The sequence below is a fragment of the Pseudoalteromonas sp. APC 3893 genome (assembly GCF_030408095.1).
Lineage (GTDB): Bacteria > Pseudomonadota > Gammaproteobacteria > Enterobacterales > Alteromonadaceae > Pseudoalteromonas.
Genome location: NZ_JASDCD010000001.1, coordinates 580,302 through 595,997, shown reverse-complemented (window position 1 = coordinate 595,997; position 15,696 = coordinate 580,302). Strand labels below are relative to the sequence as shown.

Genomic DNA, 15,696 nt, shown 5'->3' with positions numbered 1-15,696 from the left:
GCTAGCCTTGTACGCTTGCGTTACAGTTTAGTGATAAAAATTATGATTTTCATCCGTTCCTTTACCGGAACCGTCAATTCGGAATGATTATGGCACAGCGAAAGATCCTTATAACCAGCGCATTACCTTATGCCAATGGCCCAACTCATTTAGGCCATTTATTGGAATACATTCAAACTGATATTTGGTCACGTTTTCAAAAACTACAAGGCCACGAAACATATTATGTTTGCGCCGACGATGCCCACGGCACGCCAATTATGCTCAATGCGCAAAAACAAGGGATCACGCCGGAAGAAATGGTAAAAAACGTTAGCATAGAGCGTCAACGTGATTTTGCTGATTTCAATATCAAGTTTGATAACTACCACAGCACTCACAGCCAAGAAAACAAAGAGTTTAGCGAATTAATTTATAATCGTTTAAATGCAGCTGGTCACATCAAAAAGCACACTATCTCTCAGTTGTTCGACCCTGAAAAAGGCATTTTCTTACCAGACCGTTTTGTCACAGGCACGTGCCCTACGTGTAAGTCTGAAGATCAAAATGGCGACAGCTGTGATGCATGCGGTGCAACATATAGTCCGACTGAACTAATTAACCCTCGCTCAGTTATGTCAGGTGCTGAGCCTGTATTAAAAGATTCAGAACATTACTTCTTCGACTTACCCGCCTTTGAAGGCATGTTAAAAGAGTGGCTACACTCAGGCACAATTCAGCAAGAAATGGCAAACAAACTTGATGAATGGTTTGCTGATGGCCTACAACAATGGGATATTAGTCGCGATGCCCCTTACTTTGGTTTTGAAATACCCGGTGCGCCAGGTAAATACTTTTATGTATGGCTAGATGCACCAATCGGTTATATGGCCAGCTTTAAAAACTTATGTGATACCAAAGGCATTGATTTTGATGCATTTTGGGCTGAAGACTCAGATGCAGAGCTTTATCATTTCATTGGTAAAGATATCATCTACTTCCATAGCCTATTTTGGCCTGCAATGCTGGAAGGCGCAAACTTTAGAAAGCCTACAAACGTATTCGCCCACGGTTTTGTTACCGTAAATGGCGCCAAAATGTCTAAATCAAAAGGCACCTTTATCAAGGCGCGTACTTATTTAGACAACTTAGATCCTGAGTTTTTACGTTATTACTACGCGGCTAAACTTAACAGCGGTATTACCGATCTTGATTTAAATCTAGAAGATTTTGCTCAACGTGTTAACTCTGACCTAGTTGGTAAAGTGGTTAATATTGCAAGCCGTTGCGCAGGTTTCATTACTAAAAAGTTTGACGGCAAGCTAAGCGACACTATTATGCAGCCTGAACTACTTACCGAGTTCCAAGCTGCCGCTGACGGTATTGCACAGCATTATGAAAACCGCGAATACAGCCGCGCAATTCGTGAAATAATGGCTCTCGCCGACAAAGCTAACCAGTTCATCGATACTGCAGCACCATGGGTATTAATTAAAGACGAAGCAAAGCAGGAAGAAGCACATCAAGTCTGTTCATTGGGCCTGAACTTATTCCGTGTACTGATGACTTACTTAAAACCTGTACTTCCGGGCATGGCAGCTAACGTTGAAGCTTTCTTAAATGATAAGCTTGCATGGCAAGGTACGCAAACCGCGTTAGTGAATCATGCAATCAATAAATTTAAACCGTTAATGCAACGTGTAGAAATGGATAAAGTAAACAAAATGGTTGAAGAATCAAAAGAAAGCTTACTCGCTGAAAAAGATAAAATAGATCCAAATAGCCCACTTGCAAAAGAGCCTATTGCAGATGAAATCGAATTCGATGATTTTGCCAAAGTAGACTTACGTGTAGCTAAAATTGCTAAAGCAGAACATGTTGAAGGTGCCGATAAACTTCTTAAACTAACACTCGATTTAGGTGGCGAAACCCGCCAAGTATTTGCCGGGATTAAATCAGCTTATGCGCCAGAAGATATTGAAGGCAAATTGACAGTGATGGTGGCAAACCTTAAACCTCGCAAGATGCGTTTCGGCATGTCAGAAGGCATGGTTTTAGCAGCTGGTCCTGGTGGAAAAGAAATTTATATTCTTAACCCGGATGACGGTTCAGAGCCAGGTATGCGCGTAATGTAATTCAACGATATGTATACAAAAAGCCGCTTTTTATAGCGGCTTTTTATTACTGTTTTTGTTGTGGAAAAATTAATTTAATCTAAATTCCTTAATAGCGCGTATAAGCCTACTAACTATTACAAAGCCGCTTATTCTACCAAGGAAAAATCATGTTTTCATTCTTCAAATCTGATCCGTTAAAAAAATTGAATAAAGACTACAGCATAAAACTAGAGCAAGCGATGCATGCCCAAAGAAACGGTGATATTCGACGCTACGCTGAGCTTACACACCAAGCTGAAAAAATATTGGAACAAATCCAAGCATTAGAAACAGCTTAAAGGTTAGTTCATTTTTGGATCTGAACGTTTAACCGCTTTTCCGTCAGCAAAGTTAGCAACCTCAGTAATTATTGCGCCTTCTTTACCTGCCATTTGCCAGTGTTTAGATAACACTTGCTGTAAATTAGTAAATGAGCCCGGCACGCCCTCAACAATGTTTTTGGCTTCTACTTTACCACCCCAATGTATGTGTGGAATTTTAACCTGAGGAAAATCAGCCATATTATTCTCGCCAACACCGGCAATATAACTCTTGCCCCAGCGCACCAACCAACCTTCACGCTTAGCTGCTGTTTCTTCGCCATCTACATGCCAATGCTCGGCAAGCATTTGATTAGGTAATAAGAAGATATCTAGCAGCATGTACAAGTTTTTCTGGTTATTCTCATAAGTGATCCCAGAAAGTCCAACTTCTGCAAAACGCCCCGCGTTATAATCCATTACCCATAAATCGTCACGGATACCTTCATATATAGGGTATTGATGGTATTTCATTAGAGCAATAATTGCATCTTTCGCTTTTTCTTTGGCAAACTCACCTTCGCTATTGTAAAAATAAGCATTTTCAAATTTTATCGAGTTTAATTGTTTATCTGATGTTGGTTCATGTGCCAAAACTTGAGAGACGAATAGTAATCCAGTGACTATACATGCAGTCATTATCTTCATTTAATCTTCCTTATATAGCATTGTCAGAATGATGTATCGCCCAACATTCAACCAATAGTTAATGTAACATACCACACTAATTGTAAGACAAAGAACAAGTAAAGAAAAGACGTCACATGAAAAACCCAGTTAAAAATCAGACTAAATTGGTTAACAAAATACGTTATGAAAGTTATCTATTCAATATTATTCTTTATTAAGGAGTCCGCCTTTAAAATAGATTCAATAGGCCTGCCACTCTTTTTATTAATAAAAACATTGATATTTTTATCAATAAAAACAATATAAAGCATCTTTACTCAGTTTCCTACCCATCAGTTTTACAGACAACAAAACCAATTAAACCAAATTGTATTACCAATACACAAAAACAGACTTTAAAGTTAAGTTTATTTGTATTACAATGAAATGGTATTTATAGCTTGATTACAAATCAAGCTACTGGAAGCCTCAATATGAGTGCCTTCTTTACGAGCCTTTACTTAAGTAAATAGCATTAAGCTCATACCCTTAAGTATCACTAATTAGTTAACTAAATACTGAGAACTTAAATATGTCTAAAAAAATTGCACTAATCACCGGGGCTACCGGTGGTATTGGTTTCCAAGTAGCTAAACGTCTTGGCGAAGATGGTTATACAGTGGTACTTAATGGTATCGAAGATGAAGTAGGCGCTAAACGTGTTGAAGAGCTAACCGCTGCTGGCATTGAAGCAGAATATTACGGTTTTGATGTAACCAATGATGAAGCTGTTACAGAAAACGTCACAGCAATTGGTAACAAATATGGCCAAATTGATGTCGTGATCAACAACGCGGGTGGCTTAGGTGGACGTAGTCCAATCGAAGGTATGACAACTGAGTTTTTCCGCTTCGTAATGGCGCTTAACCTCGACAGCGCGTTTTTTGTTTCTCGTACAGCTATCCCATTCATGAAGAAAACAGAAGGTGGTTCAATCATTAACTACACTTCAAATGCGGCATGGAATGCAGGCGGCCCTGGTGCTGGTATCTATGGGACTTCAAAAGCTGCTGTGCATACATTAACACGCGCATTAGCAAAAGAGCTTGCACCTGCAGGGATCCGTGTAAATGCAGTGTCACCAGGCACTATTGACACTCCTTTCCACGCTCAAATTAAAGAAACCAAGCCAGAAGTTTTTGCTTCATGGAAAGACAGCATCATGCTGGGTCGACTTGGTCAGCCTGAAGATGTGGCTGGCGTAATTTCGTTTTTAGTAAGTAAAGACGCTGCTTTCATTACTGCTGAAACTATCCAAATCGGTGGCGGACAAGCGTTAGGTATTTAATTCATTCCTTTATCAATGAATAAACAACACTGATTTAGCCCGTCAATTAGTTGTTTTTATACATTGCTATTGGTTGAAAATTAAAAGTCGCTGTAAGCTGAGCTTACAGCGACTTTTCCTTATGAGCGTACTCTATCTAATCTAATTCTTTTAAAAAGCGATTTTTACGGGGAAAATAGTAATTATCATAATCTAACGACGCGATAACGCGCTTTGCTTTACCAAGTAGTTCAGCTCTGGGGACAAGACCAATCACGCGAGAGTCTGCACTGTGATCCCTGTTATCACCCGTTGCTAAGTAAAACCCTTTAGTAATGATGATAGTATCGAATGGTTGCATTTTTGAAGCATACTTCGACACGCGTATTTTATGTTTTATACCCAGCAAGTTTTATATAAATATTTCATAGTCTTCGTCCGTTTATTAAGTAACATATTAATGGACTCGACCCTATTTAAATCAGTTCACTGGAATTTGTAACAAAGAATGAATGTTAAAGATGTAAACTGAGCTCAATACCAGCCATTTGTACTAGTGATTTTTGTTCGGATTTAAATAATACTTATTGGAAACAACATAATAAAAAACAACAATATGGAAATTGCTCAAGATCTTCCTACACCATCAAACAACGCTAAATTTTTCTTAGATTTATTACCGGGTAAAATTATTGACATTCAATTTACCAACCCTTTGTCATTTAGATTTAAGTTACCATTAATTGGTTATGAAACCGGTAAATACCTCATTTTAAAGTACCCAAAGCAAGCTAAACTCAATGAATATTCAGATATACTCAAAGAAGGCAATGGTGCGATTGTTCGCTATATCGTCGAAGGAGAACGAGGAGAGTGTGTTGCTTTTGCGACCACAATTTTAGCGATATCAGTGCGACCTGAAAAGTTACTCTACCTCACTTACCCTAAGCAAATTGAGAGTCGGCAGCTCAGAGAAGTTAACCGATTACAAACACATATCCCAGCAAAAATAAGCATCAAAAAAGATCAAGATTTCAATAGCGAAAATTTATTACAAGGCGTTATTATTGATATCTCAGCCACAGGTTGTCGCTTTACAGTACATGTTAATTCAGGTTTTTTAGCACTAAAAAAACGCCAGGTTTTTGTTCATTTACTCTCGCCAATAGACAGCACTGCAGTGATGATTAGTGCACATGTACGTAATAATCAAATGCAAGGTAACCGGCTCAATGTTGGAATTGAGTTCGCAGACCAAGAACGAGAAAAAATGCAATCGCTGCTGGAAGCTTACGCAATAGATATTAATTGACTAGTCACTGGTTAATAGTAAACAGTTCATATAACAAGTTATATCTTCTGGAGTAAAATTATTGTGCAGTTAATTCCCCCGCAGGAAAGTCACCTTGTACAAATGCTAAACTGGTTTGAAAGTGAGAAAGCGCTTCGTGAGTGGGCTGGGCCAGATTTTAGATTCCCGTTTGATTTAGCGTCATTTACCGACGACTTGCAACTGAATACTTTGAACTCATTAGTTTTGATCTCAACTGAGGGAGAATTTTTAGGGTTTGGGCAATTTTACCTGCGTGTAAGAAGGTGCCATCTGGCTCGTCTAGTAGTTAACCCTAGGCTTCGAGGTAAAGGATATGCCTCGATTCTTATTGAGCAATTATGTGAAATACCATTAACCAATGGTTTATACATGGTGAGAACATAACTCAGAAACACATACCCAGACAAAAAATTAATTACTCTATTTCACTATAAATCAGTTCAATATTAATAATTTTGCTGCGGTTAAGCGTTATTTTGTAGCGCTGATGCCTAACCTGATCCCTGTTTTGATACACCACAACAACATTCAATTGATACCTGCGTTCAACACTCTGCTTAGAGATTTTACTATTATCAAGATGGTAAAGCTTACCCTCACCTTTTTTCAGATAACGGGTAAAGGGTGCAAGGCTAAACCTTAGAGTTTGTTGCAGTGTGTCATAGCCGGGTAAGAACTCTTTAGCCCCAACTCGCGTTTCACTAGCAAAATGAAACCATTGTGCAGCGAGCTTATTTTGCTGGCGGCGCTTAGAAAATATATTACGTACACTTTCAGGGATTTTTTTAAACCGAGTATATTCAAGCCAAATGAATTGCGTTGCAACTTTATCTTTCGTCACACTGTTACGAAATTGAAAGCGCCATTTCGGCCGCCCTTTTACAATAGTCCGCCAAATAACTCGCGTTATATCTTCTTTAAAAATCTCACGCATGCCATAAATAGCCCCTAAAATAACAATCAATGTGGCTGTTACTTCGGTAAAACTGCTTCGTGCATTTAGTACAACCAGCATTACCAATGCCATTATAACTGCTGTCACACTTCCTTTTACCAATCGCTTTAAGTAGCTATTCAAATAACGCGTATGGCGATTTAGTACCACGCCGTGTTCAATAAGGCGCTGTAGTAAACGCATTTTATTGGTGATGCGGTTTGCATCTTTTAACGTTGAGTCAGAATTATATTGCTGCTCTTGCCGATATGCTTGCTCAGCTTTACAAAAGTTCAATAAGTCCCCACGTTCTTTTGCGTGGTCACTGCTTCTTGGCCCTTCATCAAGTAACCTTAAAAACGACTGCTCAATTTGCCAACTTAAATAATTGTCTGCATTGGTATAAAAAGAAATTAACTTTTCGTTATCGGGTGTATAGCGGCGAAGTTTTTTTAGCAGCCCTTGACTTAGCTCTGATAATTCAATTGCACGTTGATAAAACTCATCCGTATCCTCAATTTTCAGTGCATCTTTAACATCTGTATCAATGGCTAAGCGAACTTGATAACAGTAAAGGTTTAAGTTTTGTCGATAATCTTGCTGTTCACCTTTATTCTTACTCACAAAACGGCTTCTTACTAAAGGTAAGTGAATATTGTTCGCGTTGTAAGCTAAGTGAGATTTAAAGTGATTATTAAAGTATGCTTCTTCACTGAGCGTTTGTGGATTAATGCCCATTTCATTGGGGATGGAAAAATACAAGTCAATACGTTGTTCTGAGCGCGGGCTTAGTTCTGGTTCAATAATAAAGGATAAGTTCTCATCCTGTTTTAACAATCAATTCTCCTAAAAGTTTATTTGATAATTAGTTTACTGCCACAGTTAAAATTGTTCAACAAAAAAGGCCTAGTAAACTAGGCCTTAAGAAGAATCAAATATTTTTACTGATTAGAACTTAACGTTAACACCAGCAAAGAAACGACGGCCAAGTACATCGTATGTGTACGGGTCTGTATTTGAATCGTTGTTACCTGTGTAGTAAGGAGGCTGCTTGTCAAACAAGTTATTAACACCAGCTGATAAAGATACAGTCTCGCTTACTAAATATGAGCCGCTAATATCATGGTATACAACCGATGGCGTTGTAGGCGCATAACAGCTTGCAGGATCATCAATACATGCAAAGCTATCCATACCTGAGATATATCGAGCTTGATACTGCGCATCCCAATTATCACCAGCAACATTCAGTGTAAAGTTTGACTTAACTTCAGCATAACCACCTGAACCAGATGTAACAACACCTGTATAATCAGTTGGTTCGCCTGTTACTTGTGTTACATACTCATCTAAGTAAGTAGTATCAAGGCCCGCTTTCCAATTTAAACCCGCAGCTTCAAAGCTGTAAGCTAGGTTTAAATCATAACCAGATGTTTTCTCTGAACCAATGTTTTGTAATTGGTTGTTGAAAATGATACGGCCTGTACCATCAATCGATGCATTCGCTGATTGACATAAAGCTGTACCAGCGTTAGCTGCATTATTTACACACTGTTCAACAATGTATTGACTATCAACTGTCACGATGGCATTTTCAATTTCAATGTCATAGTAATCTAATGTCATTGAAAAACCGTCAAACCACTCTGGCTCATATACGATACCAGCAGTTAGCGTATCTGCTTCTTCAGGTGTTAATTGATCATTACCACCTACAGTTACTTCTGCTTGGCTTTGAGCACCTGGGTATGTAACATTCTCAAACGAAGGTGAATTACCCGAATAAAGTTCAGAAACAGTTGGGGCACGGAATGCAGTTGAAACAACGCTACGGAACATTAGTTCATCATTAGCTTTCCAAGTTAAGCCAAGTTTCCAGGTTTCATCTGAACCAAATGTGCTGTAATCAAACGCACGAATTGCAGCGCTTAAATCAACGTTTTGAGCAAATGGTGCATCAGCTAGTAATGGAATTGCAAATTCTACATATACTTCATTTACATCAAAACTACCTGATGTAGGCTCAACTGGAGGATCGTTCGCTAAACCTTGTGCTGTCAATGAATCAGGCGTGTACCATGCTTTTTCTTGACGACGTTCAACACCGGCTGCAAATGCAGCATAACCTGCAGGAAGCTCAAACATTTCACCAGATACAGAAGCAGCTAAAATAAATAATTGGCTACCGCCGTTATTTACTTCAGTGTAAACATTTTTACGGAAGTCTTCCGATGTCCATGCAGCTTGATCAAGTGGGTTAAATGTACCTGCAGTGATCTGGTCTTGAATAGCGCCCATATTATGAAGGTTGCTTAGTTTATCTACCGAGTCATTACGGCCAAAGTTAGCAGAAACATCCCAAGAATAATCACCTACAAAGCCTTCAGCACCAATTACTGCACGTACAGTATCAACTGACTGTTCAAAGTAACGAGCGCCTGTATCACTCATACGACGACCATAGAAAATATCATCACCATAAGCGTAATTAGCACTTTCTGTGATGTAGTCACCATTTGCATCACGATCTGCGATACCGTCACCATCACGGTCAACTTTACTGTTATACGATTGACCTAATAGTGAATCACCCATTTCTTCTGTGTAGTTAAAACCAAACCATACTGGCTGTGCAGCCATTTGCTGCTCTGACCAACGTTTAGTATAGGTAAACTCAGTAAAAAGATTAGTATCATCATTTAATTCGTATGTCGCGATACCCGTAAGGTTTAAACGCTCCATTGGCGTGTAAAGGTAGCTAGCTGGAGCAAAGTTATATCGGTCTGCATCAGTAAATGGGTGAAGACCACCTTGACCACTTAAACCATTATCACCAATAGCAAGACCTGATGTAATTGGATTCCCATCATCATCAAAAAACTCACCATCTGAGTTCATATCACCAATAAGGCTGTCTTGCCAAATATGACCGCCTTCATTGTAAGGTGAGCCGCCATTGCAATTTAAACCATTCTCACCTTCAGCGATTGGGCAGCTTGAAAAGCCACGATCAGACTGCTTTGCTTTACCACGGTCAGTATACTGCATTCCGATTACAATGTTACCTTTATCGAATGATGTACCAACAGTAAAGTCGATAGAGTTTTCAGATGCATCGCCTTCACCAGTGATTGCTGCATTTACATTCATGTCCAGGCCTTCAAAATCATCTTTTAAGATGATATTTACAACACCTGCTACAGCATCAGTACCGTAGACAGCAGAAGCACCATCTTTTAGGACTTCTACAGATTTAATCATTGATACAGGGATGGTATTAAGGTCAACAGAAGATGCTGCACCAGTACCTGACGCAATCATACGGCGACCATTTACAAGCACTAAAGTGCGCGGTGAGCCTAGACCACGTAAATCTATACGTGCGTTACCACCAGAGCCATTATTAACTGCAGGGTTTGTCATTGCGCCGCCAGTGGCAGTCATTTTTTGTAAAACACTATCAATGCTTGTTGCACCCATAGCTTTAATGTCATCTGCACCTATAAGAGTAACTGGGCTTGCGTTTTCCATATCAGAACGCTTAATACGAGAACCCGTTACTTGGATTTTTTCAATAGATTGTGCTGCTTCGTCTGCAGCTATAACACTTGTTGAGAACATAGGAATTGCTGAAATAACAGCTAAACCAATAATTGATTTTTTCATGTGAAACCCTACTTGTTGGAAAAAGTACCTTATTCAGGTAGTGCTCGTTTTTGTTAGAATGACGAGTCAACGGCAGGCAACTTAGGCTGAATTAACTGAACGAAAACTGAATAAGGGAACGTAATATAACCCACTGTTTTTATTAGGAACTACAAAAGAAACAAACGTTAATTGATGTTTCAGTGTTAACACTATAAAACATATAAAAATCAGTAGAATGAGAATATCAAATCACATTAAAAACACGAATGAAATCAAATGGCCGGACTTTGTAATCAAATGTAACTGAACGCCAAATATACCCAAAACAGAAATTTTCACATATTGATCACACTGTTTTATAGAATCCGTAAAACTCGCTGCTAAAAACTAACCATAATTATTCAGTAAGAATGCGTAAATAATCGAAATTACAAAGGATGAGTGGCATATAACACTAGGTATGGCTATATTCATTACCGTTTATTGCGAAGTAGAGGTAAAAATATGCAAGAAGCTGAGAGTCTATTTTATTTAGTAAAGAAGCAAGGAAGGTTGTTTGGAACTAACGCAACCTAAAGTTGGAACCTTAAATAGTGCAGAGATCAGCCACTTGGTTTATAAATAGTTCTCACGCTATATGAAAATAATATTTTGATGCTTAGGGTGTAGTAAAAGCGATAAATGATAACCTAGGCAAAGTTATCGCTAATACCTAACAATGAAAAAATAAGTTATGTGCTGTGTATGGCCCTCTGAGTCTTGCAGTTGTAGCCGTAATTTCCATTTCATGTTTTTTTCAGAACAAATACCAACCATAGTAGTAGCTTGATAAATATCATCAATAGCCTCGAAAGTAACTGGGATGTAACCCATATACATAGTCACGCCCTCCAATTTGGCAGAAATAATTGCACTACCTTCGGGAATAGACAAATTGATTTTAAAAGCTGTTTCCGGTGTTAGGTCTGTTACAGGTAACCAAATTTTTGTTGTATTAGAATAATCACATGGTTCATTTGGTTGGCAACTTGCAGCAACGGGCTGCTCTTCTATACTAATCGCTTGGGGATTACATGCAGTCAAACAGAGTATTATCGACAAAAAAAGAATTACCTGGCTAAAAGTCATGTGTGTTACCTATTATATAAAAAGCAAATACTAATTAGCGCACACTATAAACACAACGACGAAGAGTTAAAAAGCAGGTTAATTTCAAAAAGTGTAACAAAAAATAGTCAACTACATGATAAAAATTGATTGATGTCATAATTTTATGCAATTGACCTATCTTTTTTAGGTCAAAAATTTTATCATTTCCCCCGCAAAAAATAGGGTTTCTCGAGTTTGTTTTCTGAAGCAGTCAAGTATTGGTCGTTTTAGATAACACACTTGTGAAGTAATAGTAGGCCCCGCTTTTCATTAAGTGGGTAATTCATTTCTAAACGCATATATTGCAGCGGAAGCCAGAAAATGAGCCAAACAGTAGCATCACAAACTGAGTACAATTATAAAGTTGTACGCCAATTCGCTATTATGACAGTGATTTGGGGCATCGTTGGCATGAGTATTGGGGTTCTGATTGCTGCCCAATTAGCTTGGCCAGCACTTAACTTTGATACACCATGGTTAACATACTCTCGACTTCGTCCGTTACATACGAACGCAGTTATTTTCGCATTTGGTACAAGTGCACTTTTCGCAACATCATATTATGTTGTGCAACGTACTTGTCAAACGCGCCTTCTTTCAGACAAATTAGCAGCCTTTACATTTTGGGGTTGGCAATTAGTTATCGTATTGGCAGTCATTACACTACCACTAGGTATCACAAGCTCTAAAGAATATGCAGAGCTAGAGTGGCCTATCGATATTTTAATCGCGATTGTATGGGTAACTTATGCAGTTGTATTTATGGGCACTATCGCTAAACGTAAAGTGTCGCATATCTATGTCGCTAACTGGTTTTATGCTGGTTTTATTATTACTGTTGCAGTATTACACATTGTAAACAGCATGGCTGTACCTGTATCACTTACTAAATCATATTCAATCTACGCAGGTGCTGTAGATGCAATGGTGCAGTGGTGGTATGGTCATAATGCTGTAGGTTTCTTATTAACTGCTGGCTTCTTGGGTATGATGTATTACTTTGTACCAAAGCAAGCTGGTCGCCCTGTCTATTCGTACCGATTATCTGTAGTTCACTTTTGGGCATTAGTGTCTCTTTATATTTGGGCTGGTCCTCACCATCTTCACTACACTGCACTACCTGATTGGACACAAAGTTTAGGTATGGTGATGTCTATCATCTTATTCGTTCCTTCTTGGGGCGGTATGATCAATGGTATTATGACGCTATCAGGTGCATGGCATAAGCTACGTACTGATCCAGTACTTCGCTTCTTAGTTGTTTCATTATCTTTCTATGGTATGTCTACCTTTGAAGGCCCTATGATGGCAATTAAATCTGTAAACGCACTTTCTCACTACACTGATTGGACCGTAGGTCACGTTCACTCTGGTGCGTTAGGTTGGGTTGCAATGATTTCTATCGGCGCTATCTACCATCTAATTCCGGCACTATTCTCACAAGGTCGAATGTACAGTGTGAAACTTGTTAACACCCATTTCTGGTTACATACAGTAGGTGTAGTACTTTACATTGTTGCTATGTGGATTTCAGGTGTAATGCAAGGCCTAATGTGGCGTGCTGTTAACACTGACGGTACATTAATGTACAGCTTTGTTCAGTCACTACAAGCATCACACCCTTTCTATGTTATGCGCTTCTTAGGCGGTGTATTCATCGTAACAGGCATGCTAGTTATGGCTTATAACGTTTACCGTACAATTACAGCGAAAAATGATTCGTTGAAATTAGACGCGCAAGCCCAGTTAGCATAATGGAGTGAGATGATGAGCAATAAAAATTCACAAAATAAACACGAAATAGTCGAAAAGAATATCGGCCTAATGGCTATATTGACTGTTTTTGCTATCAGCTTTGGTGCATTAGTAGAAATCACTCCTCTAATGTTCCAAGACGATACAACAAAACCGGTAGATGGCTTACGTCCGCTAAACGCCCTTGAAATGGAAGGTCGAGATATATACGTACGTGAAGGCTGTTCTAACTGTCACTCACAAATGATTCGCCCTTTTCGTGATGAAGTTGAGCGTTACGGTCACTATTCTGTAGCCGGCGAATCAGTATGGGATCACCCTTTTTTATGGGGTTCCAAACGTACTGGTCCTGATCTTGCCCGTGTAGGTAAGCGTTACTCAGATGATTGGCATTATGCCCACTTAATGGATCCACGAGCAGTGGTTCCTGAGTCAAATATGCCAGCGTTTCCTTGGTTAGATGAGAATCGTGTTGATACAAGCCTGACTCTTAAAAAACTTAAAATTTTCCGTGATACGTTCGCTATCAATCCACAAAACCCAGCTCACCCAGGCTTAGGTTATGGTAGTGATGAAGAACTAATCGCTGATATTGCTAAAGTTGATGCAATGAATGACGGTAAAGGTGCAACAGAAATGCAAGCACTTATCGCCTATTTGCAACAGCTTGGCACACATTTGAAGTAATTAATTATGGATTACGGAACATACAGAGGCATTTTAACTCTGGTAATTTTAGTATTGTTTATTGTGATTGTTGTGTGGGCATATAGCAAACGTAGCAAAACGCGTTTTAAAGATGCAGCTAATGCCATCTTTGAAGATGAGAGCAAACACAACAAAACACTCTCTAATGAGGAAAAGGGGTCTGAGAAATGACTAGCTTTTGGAGTATTTGGGTTATTGTATTGACCCTATCATGTCTAATTATCTTGTTTGCTCTGCTTGTGTGGAACTTAAAAAACTACGCTGGCGTTGAAGAAGGTGAAAGTTGTGGCCATGAATTTGATGGCATTGAAGAACTAAATAATCCACTGCCAAAATGGTGGACATACATGTTCTTCGCTACATTTGCATGGTCTGTTTATTACCTAGCAGCTTACCCTGGTTTAGGTAACTGGGAAGGGCTAGGTAAATGGACCAGTTCTAACCAAGGCATAACATCTTTAGCTGAATCTAAAAAAGCAATTGAAGAAGCCAAAGCCAACGGCCAATTTGTTAAGCTTGATAAAGAATATGAAGCTGCAGACGAGCGTTTTGGCCCAATCTTTGAAGGTTTTGCTAAACAAGATATTGAAACATTAGTTAAAGATGAAAAAGCGCTTGAGATTGGTCAACGTTTATTTGCGCAAAACTGTTCACAGTGTCATGGTTCTGATGCACGAGGTGGTCAAGGTTTTCCAAATTTAACTGATAAAGATTGGTTATATGGCGGCACACCTGACAAAATTAAAGAAACACTTTTATATGGTCGTATTGCAGCAATGCCACCATGGGGTGCAGCGTTAGGTGAACAAGGCATTAAAGAAATGACTGCCCATGTCCTAAGCTTATCAGGTCGTACTGTAAACCAAAAAGATGCGAGTGCTGGTGCCGCCAAGTTTGCTATGTGTGCAGCATGCCACGGTGCTGACGGTAAAGGCTCTGTTGCTCATAATTTACCATTTGGTGCTCCTGATTTAACCGATAACATCTGGTTATATGGTGGTTCTCAACGTGCAGTTGAAGAAACACTTGTTAACGGCCGCGCTGGTGTAATGCCTGCTTGGAAAGATATTTTAGGTGAAGACAAGGTACACTTATTAACTGCTTATGTTTACAGTTTATCGCAAGATAAATAAGCAAAATGTTAATAAAACGTTTAAACTTTAATCTTTTATATCAATAGATTAATTAAGATCAAAAAAGCCTCCAGATGGAGGCTTTTTTTTAGTCTTTTTATATCAATTCCTATAAAATGTCCTTATCACAAACTAATTAAGTGTTTTTATGAAACCTACTCCTTGGTATAAAAATTTCTGGCCTTGGTTCTTAATCTTTTTCCCAGTGGTTGCCATTATTGGATGTATTTCATTGTTTATTACTGCAATCGGACATGGCCCAGATATGGTTGTTGATGACTACTATAAGAAAGGCAAAGCGATTAACTTAGAATTAAGTAAATTTGATAAAGCCAAAGCATTATATTTACATGGTAATTTAACCGTAGAGCACGACAAAGTTAGCTTTAAATTTAATAAAGGTGACACCAATAATATTCATTCGTTAAAAATGTCTTTTTATCATCGCACAATTGGTGAGCATGATTTTAGTGCGCATTTAACACCCAATGCGAATGGCGAGTTTACTGCAATCATTGAGCCCTACAGCGAAGGCAATTACACCGTATTTATTGAGCCCATTGACGCTAGCTGGAAGCTAAAAGAAAATATTACTTTGCCAAATGAGCAAAGTATTGCGATAAATCCGGAATATAAGTAGTAAGT

The 15,696-nt window shown here is 38.8% G+C and carries 14 protein-coding genes and 1 pseudogene; 10 read left to right on the top strand and 5 right to left on the bottom strand.

Features of this window, described 5'->3' with window-relative positions:
- Positions 1 to 89 precede the first annotated feature (89 nt).
- Together metG and QMA12_RS02695 are read left to right on the top strand one after the other, a co-directional pair.
- Complete coding sequence (metG, locus tag QMA12_RS02700; protein ID WP_087534365.1) at positions 90 to 2,114, top strand: methionine--tRNA ligase; 2,025 nt, start codon at positions 90 to 92, stop codon at positions 2,112 to 2,114.
- Positions 2,115 to 2,263: 149 nt separating this feature from the next.
- Positions 2,264 to 2,434 (top strand): DUF6435 family protein, encoded by a 171-nt coding sequence (locus QMA12_RS02695; RefSeq protein ID WP_140394358.1) that lies wholly within the window; start codon positions 2,264 to 2,266, stop codon positions 2,432 to 2,434.
- A gap of 3 nt (positions 2,435 to 2,437) precedes the next feature.
- Here QMA12_RS02695 and QMA12_RS02690 read toward each other — a convergent pair whose 3' ends face one another.
- Positions 2,438 to 3,103 (bottom strand): hypothetical protein, encoded by a 666-nt coding sequence (locus QMA12_RS02690; RefSeq protein WP_087534366.1) that lies wholly within the window; start codon positions 3,101 to 3,103, stop codon positions 2,438 to 2,440.
- Between the two features lie 553 nt (positions 3,104 to 3,656).
- Between QMA12_RS02690 and QMA12_RS02685 the strand changes: the two genes are divergently transcribed.
- Positions 3,657 to 4,412, top strand: coding sequence for an SDR family NAD(P)-dependent oxidoreductase (locus QMA12_RS02685; RefSeq protein WP_087534367.1), 756 nt, complete (start codon positions 3,657 to 3,659; stop codon positions 4,410 to 4,412).
- 136 nt (positions 4,413 to 4,548) lie between these two features.
- On the opposite strand, the pseudogene QMA12_RS02680 reads toward QMA12_RS02685, so the two are convergent.
- Positions 4,549 to 4,809, bottom strand: a pseudogene (locus tag QMA12_RS02680) (S26 family signal peptidase); the annotation flags it as partial.
- A 198-nt stretch (positions 4,810 to 5,007) separates the two neighbouring features.
- On the opposite strand from QMA12_RS02680, the gene QMA12_RS02675 reads away from it, so the two are divergent.
- Both QMA12_RS02675 and QMA12_RS02670 read left to right on the top strand, forming a co-directional pair.
- Positions 5,008 to 5,703 (top strand): flagellar brake protein, encoded by a 696-nt coding sequence (locus QMA12_RS02675; RefSeq protein ID WP_087534369.1) that lies wholly within the window; start codon positions 5,008 to 5,010, stop codon positions 5,701 to 5,703.
- A 63-nt stretch (positions 5,704 to 5,766) separates the two neighbouring features.
- Positions 5,767 to 6,108 carry a GNAT family N-acetyltransferase gene (locus QMA12_RS02670; RefSeq protein WP_290208590.1) on the top strand — a complete coding sequence of 114 codons (342 nt, stop codon included), beginning with the start codon at positions 5,767 to 5,769 and terminating at the stop codon, positions 6,106 to 6,108.
- Positions 6,109 to 6,139: 31 nt separating this feature from the next.
- Here QMA12_RS02670 and QMA12_RS02665 read toward each other — a convergent pair whose 3' ends face one another.
- The 3 genes from QMA12_RS02665 to QMA12_RS02655 form a co-directional block, all read right to left on the bottom strand.
- Entirely contained in the window at positions 6,140 to 7,495 is a 1,356-nt protein-coding gene (locus QMA12_RS02665; protein WP_087534371.1) for a hypothetical protein, read from the bottom strand.
- A 111-nt stretch (positions 7,496 to 7,606) separates the two neighbouring features.
- Entirely contained in the window at positions 7,607 to 10,324 is a 2,718-nt protein-coding gene (locus QMA12_RS02660) for a TonB-dependent receptor (protein ID WP_290208593.1), read from the bottom strand.
- 687 nt (positions 10,325 to 11,011) lie between these two features.
- A complete protein-coding gene (locus QMA12_RS02655) occupies positions 11,012 to 11,434 on the bottom strand; it encodes a hypothetical protein (RefSeq protein ID WP_290208594.1) in 423 nt (140 codons plus the stop codon).
- Positions 11,435 to 11,776: 342 nt separating this feature from the next.
- Here QMA12_RS02655 and ccoN point away from each other — a divergent pair, with 342 nt between their 5' ends.
- The 5 genes from ccoN (at position 11,777) to QMA12_RS02630 (ending at position 15,691) form a co-directional block, all read left to right on the top strand.
- Entirely contained in the window at positions 11,777 to 13,210 is a 1,434-nt protein-coding gene (ccoN, locus tag QMA12_RS02650; RefSeq protein ID WP_087534509.1) for a cytochrome-c oxidase, cbb3-type subunit I, read from the top strand.
- A gap of 12 nt (positions 13,211 to 13,222) precedes the next feature.
- On the top strand, positions 13,223 to 13,897 hold the full coding sequence (ccoO, locus tag QMA12_RS02645) for a cytochrome-c oxidase, cbb3-type subunit II (protein ID WP_087534510.1): 675 nt from the start codon (positions 13,223 to 13,225) through the stop codon (positions 13,895 to 13,897).
- A gap of 6 nt (positions 13,898 to 13,903) precedes the next feature.
- A complete protein-coding gene (locus QMA12_RS02640) occupies positions 13,904 to 14,089 on the top strand; it encodes a cbb3-type cytochrome c oxidase subunit 3 (protein WP_087534511.1) in 186 nt (61 codons plus the stop codon).
- Positions 14,086 to 15,051: a cytochrome-c oxidase, cbb3-type subunit III gene (gene ccoP / locus QMA12_RS02635; RefSeq protein WP_087534512.1), complete on the top strand. Its 966-nt coding sequence runs from the start codon at positions 14,086 to 14,088 to the stop codon at positions 15,049 to 15,051. The genes QMA12_RS02640 and ccoP overlap by 4 nt, the downstream gene beginning before the upstream one ends.
- A 148-nt stretch (positions 15,052 to 15,199) precedes the next feature.
- Positions 15,200 to 15,691 carry a FixH family protein gene (locus tag QMA12_RS02630; protein WP_087534513.1) on the top strand — a complete coding sequence of 164 codons (492 nt, stop codon included), beginning with the start codon at positions 15,200 to 15,202 and terminating at the stop codon, positions 15,689 to 15,691.
- The last annotated feature ends 5 nt before the right edge of the window (positions 15,692 to 15,696 follow it).

What these genes read in the sequence shown, in the direction of transcription:
- QMA12_RS02690 (WP_087534366.1), bottom strand. Translation starts at nt 3,103, where the DNA reads ATGAAGATAATGACTGCATGTATAGTCACTGGATTACTATTCGTCTCT.
- ccoO (WP_087534510.1), top strand. Translation starts at nt 13,223, where the DNA reads ATGAGCAATAAAAATTCACAAAATAAACACGAAATAGTCGAAAAGAAT.
- QMA12_RS02675 (WP_087534369.1), top strand. Translation starts at nt 5,008, where the DNA reads ATGGAAATTGCTCAAGATCTTCCTACACCATCAAACAACGCTAAATTT.
- QMA12_RS02655 (WP_290208594.1), bottom strand. Translation starts at nt 11,434, where the DNA reads ATGACTTTTAGCCAGGTAATTCTTTTTTTGTCGATAATACTCTGTTTG.
- ccoP (WP_087534512.1), top strand. Translation starts at nt 14,086, where the DNA reads ATGACTAGCTTTTGGAGTATTTGGGTTATTGTATTGACCCTATCATGT.
- ccoN (WP_087534509.1), top strand. Translation starts at nt 11,777, where the DNA reads ATGAGCCAAACAGTAGCATCACAAACTGAGTACAATTATAAAGTTGTA.
- QMA12_RS02685 (WP_087534367.1), top strand. Translation starts at nt 3,657, where the DNA reads ATGTCTAAAAAAATTGCACTAATCACCGGGGCTACCGGTGGTATTGGT.
- QMA12_RS02630 (WP_087534513.1), top strand. Translation starts at nt 15,200, where the DNA reads ATGAAACCTACTCCTTGGTATAAAAATTTCTGGCCTTGGTTCTTAATC.
- QMA12_RS02660 (WP_290208593.1), bottom strand. Translation starts at nt 10,324, where the DNA reads ATGAAAAAATCAATTATTGGTTTAGCTGTTATTTCAGCAATTCCTATG.
- QMA12_RS02695 (WP_140394358.1), top strand. Translation starts at nt 2,264, where the DNA reads ATGTTTTCATTCTTCAAATCTGATCCGTTAAAAAAATTGAATAAAGAC.
- QMA12_RS02640 (WP_087534511.1), top strand. Translation starts at nt 13,904, where the DNA reads ATGGATTACGGAACATACAGAGGCATTTTAACTCTGGTAATTTTAGTA.
- metG (WP_087534365.1), top strand. Translation starts at nt 90, where the DNA reads ATGGCACAGCGAAAGATCCTTATAACCAGCGCATTACCTTATGCCAAT.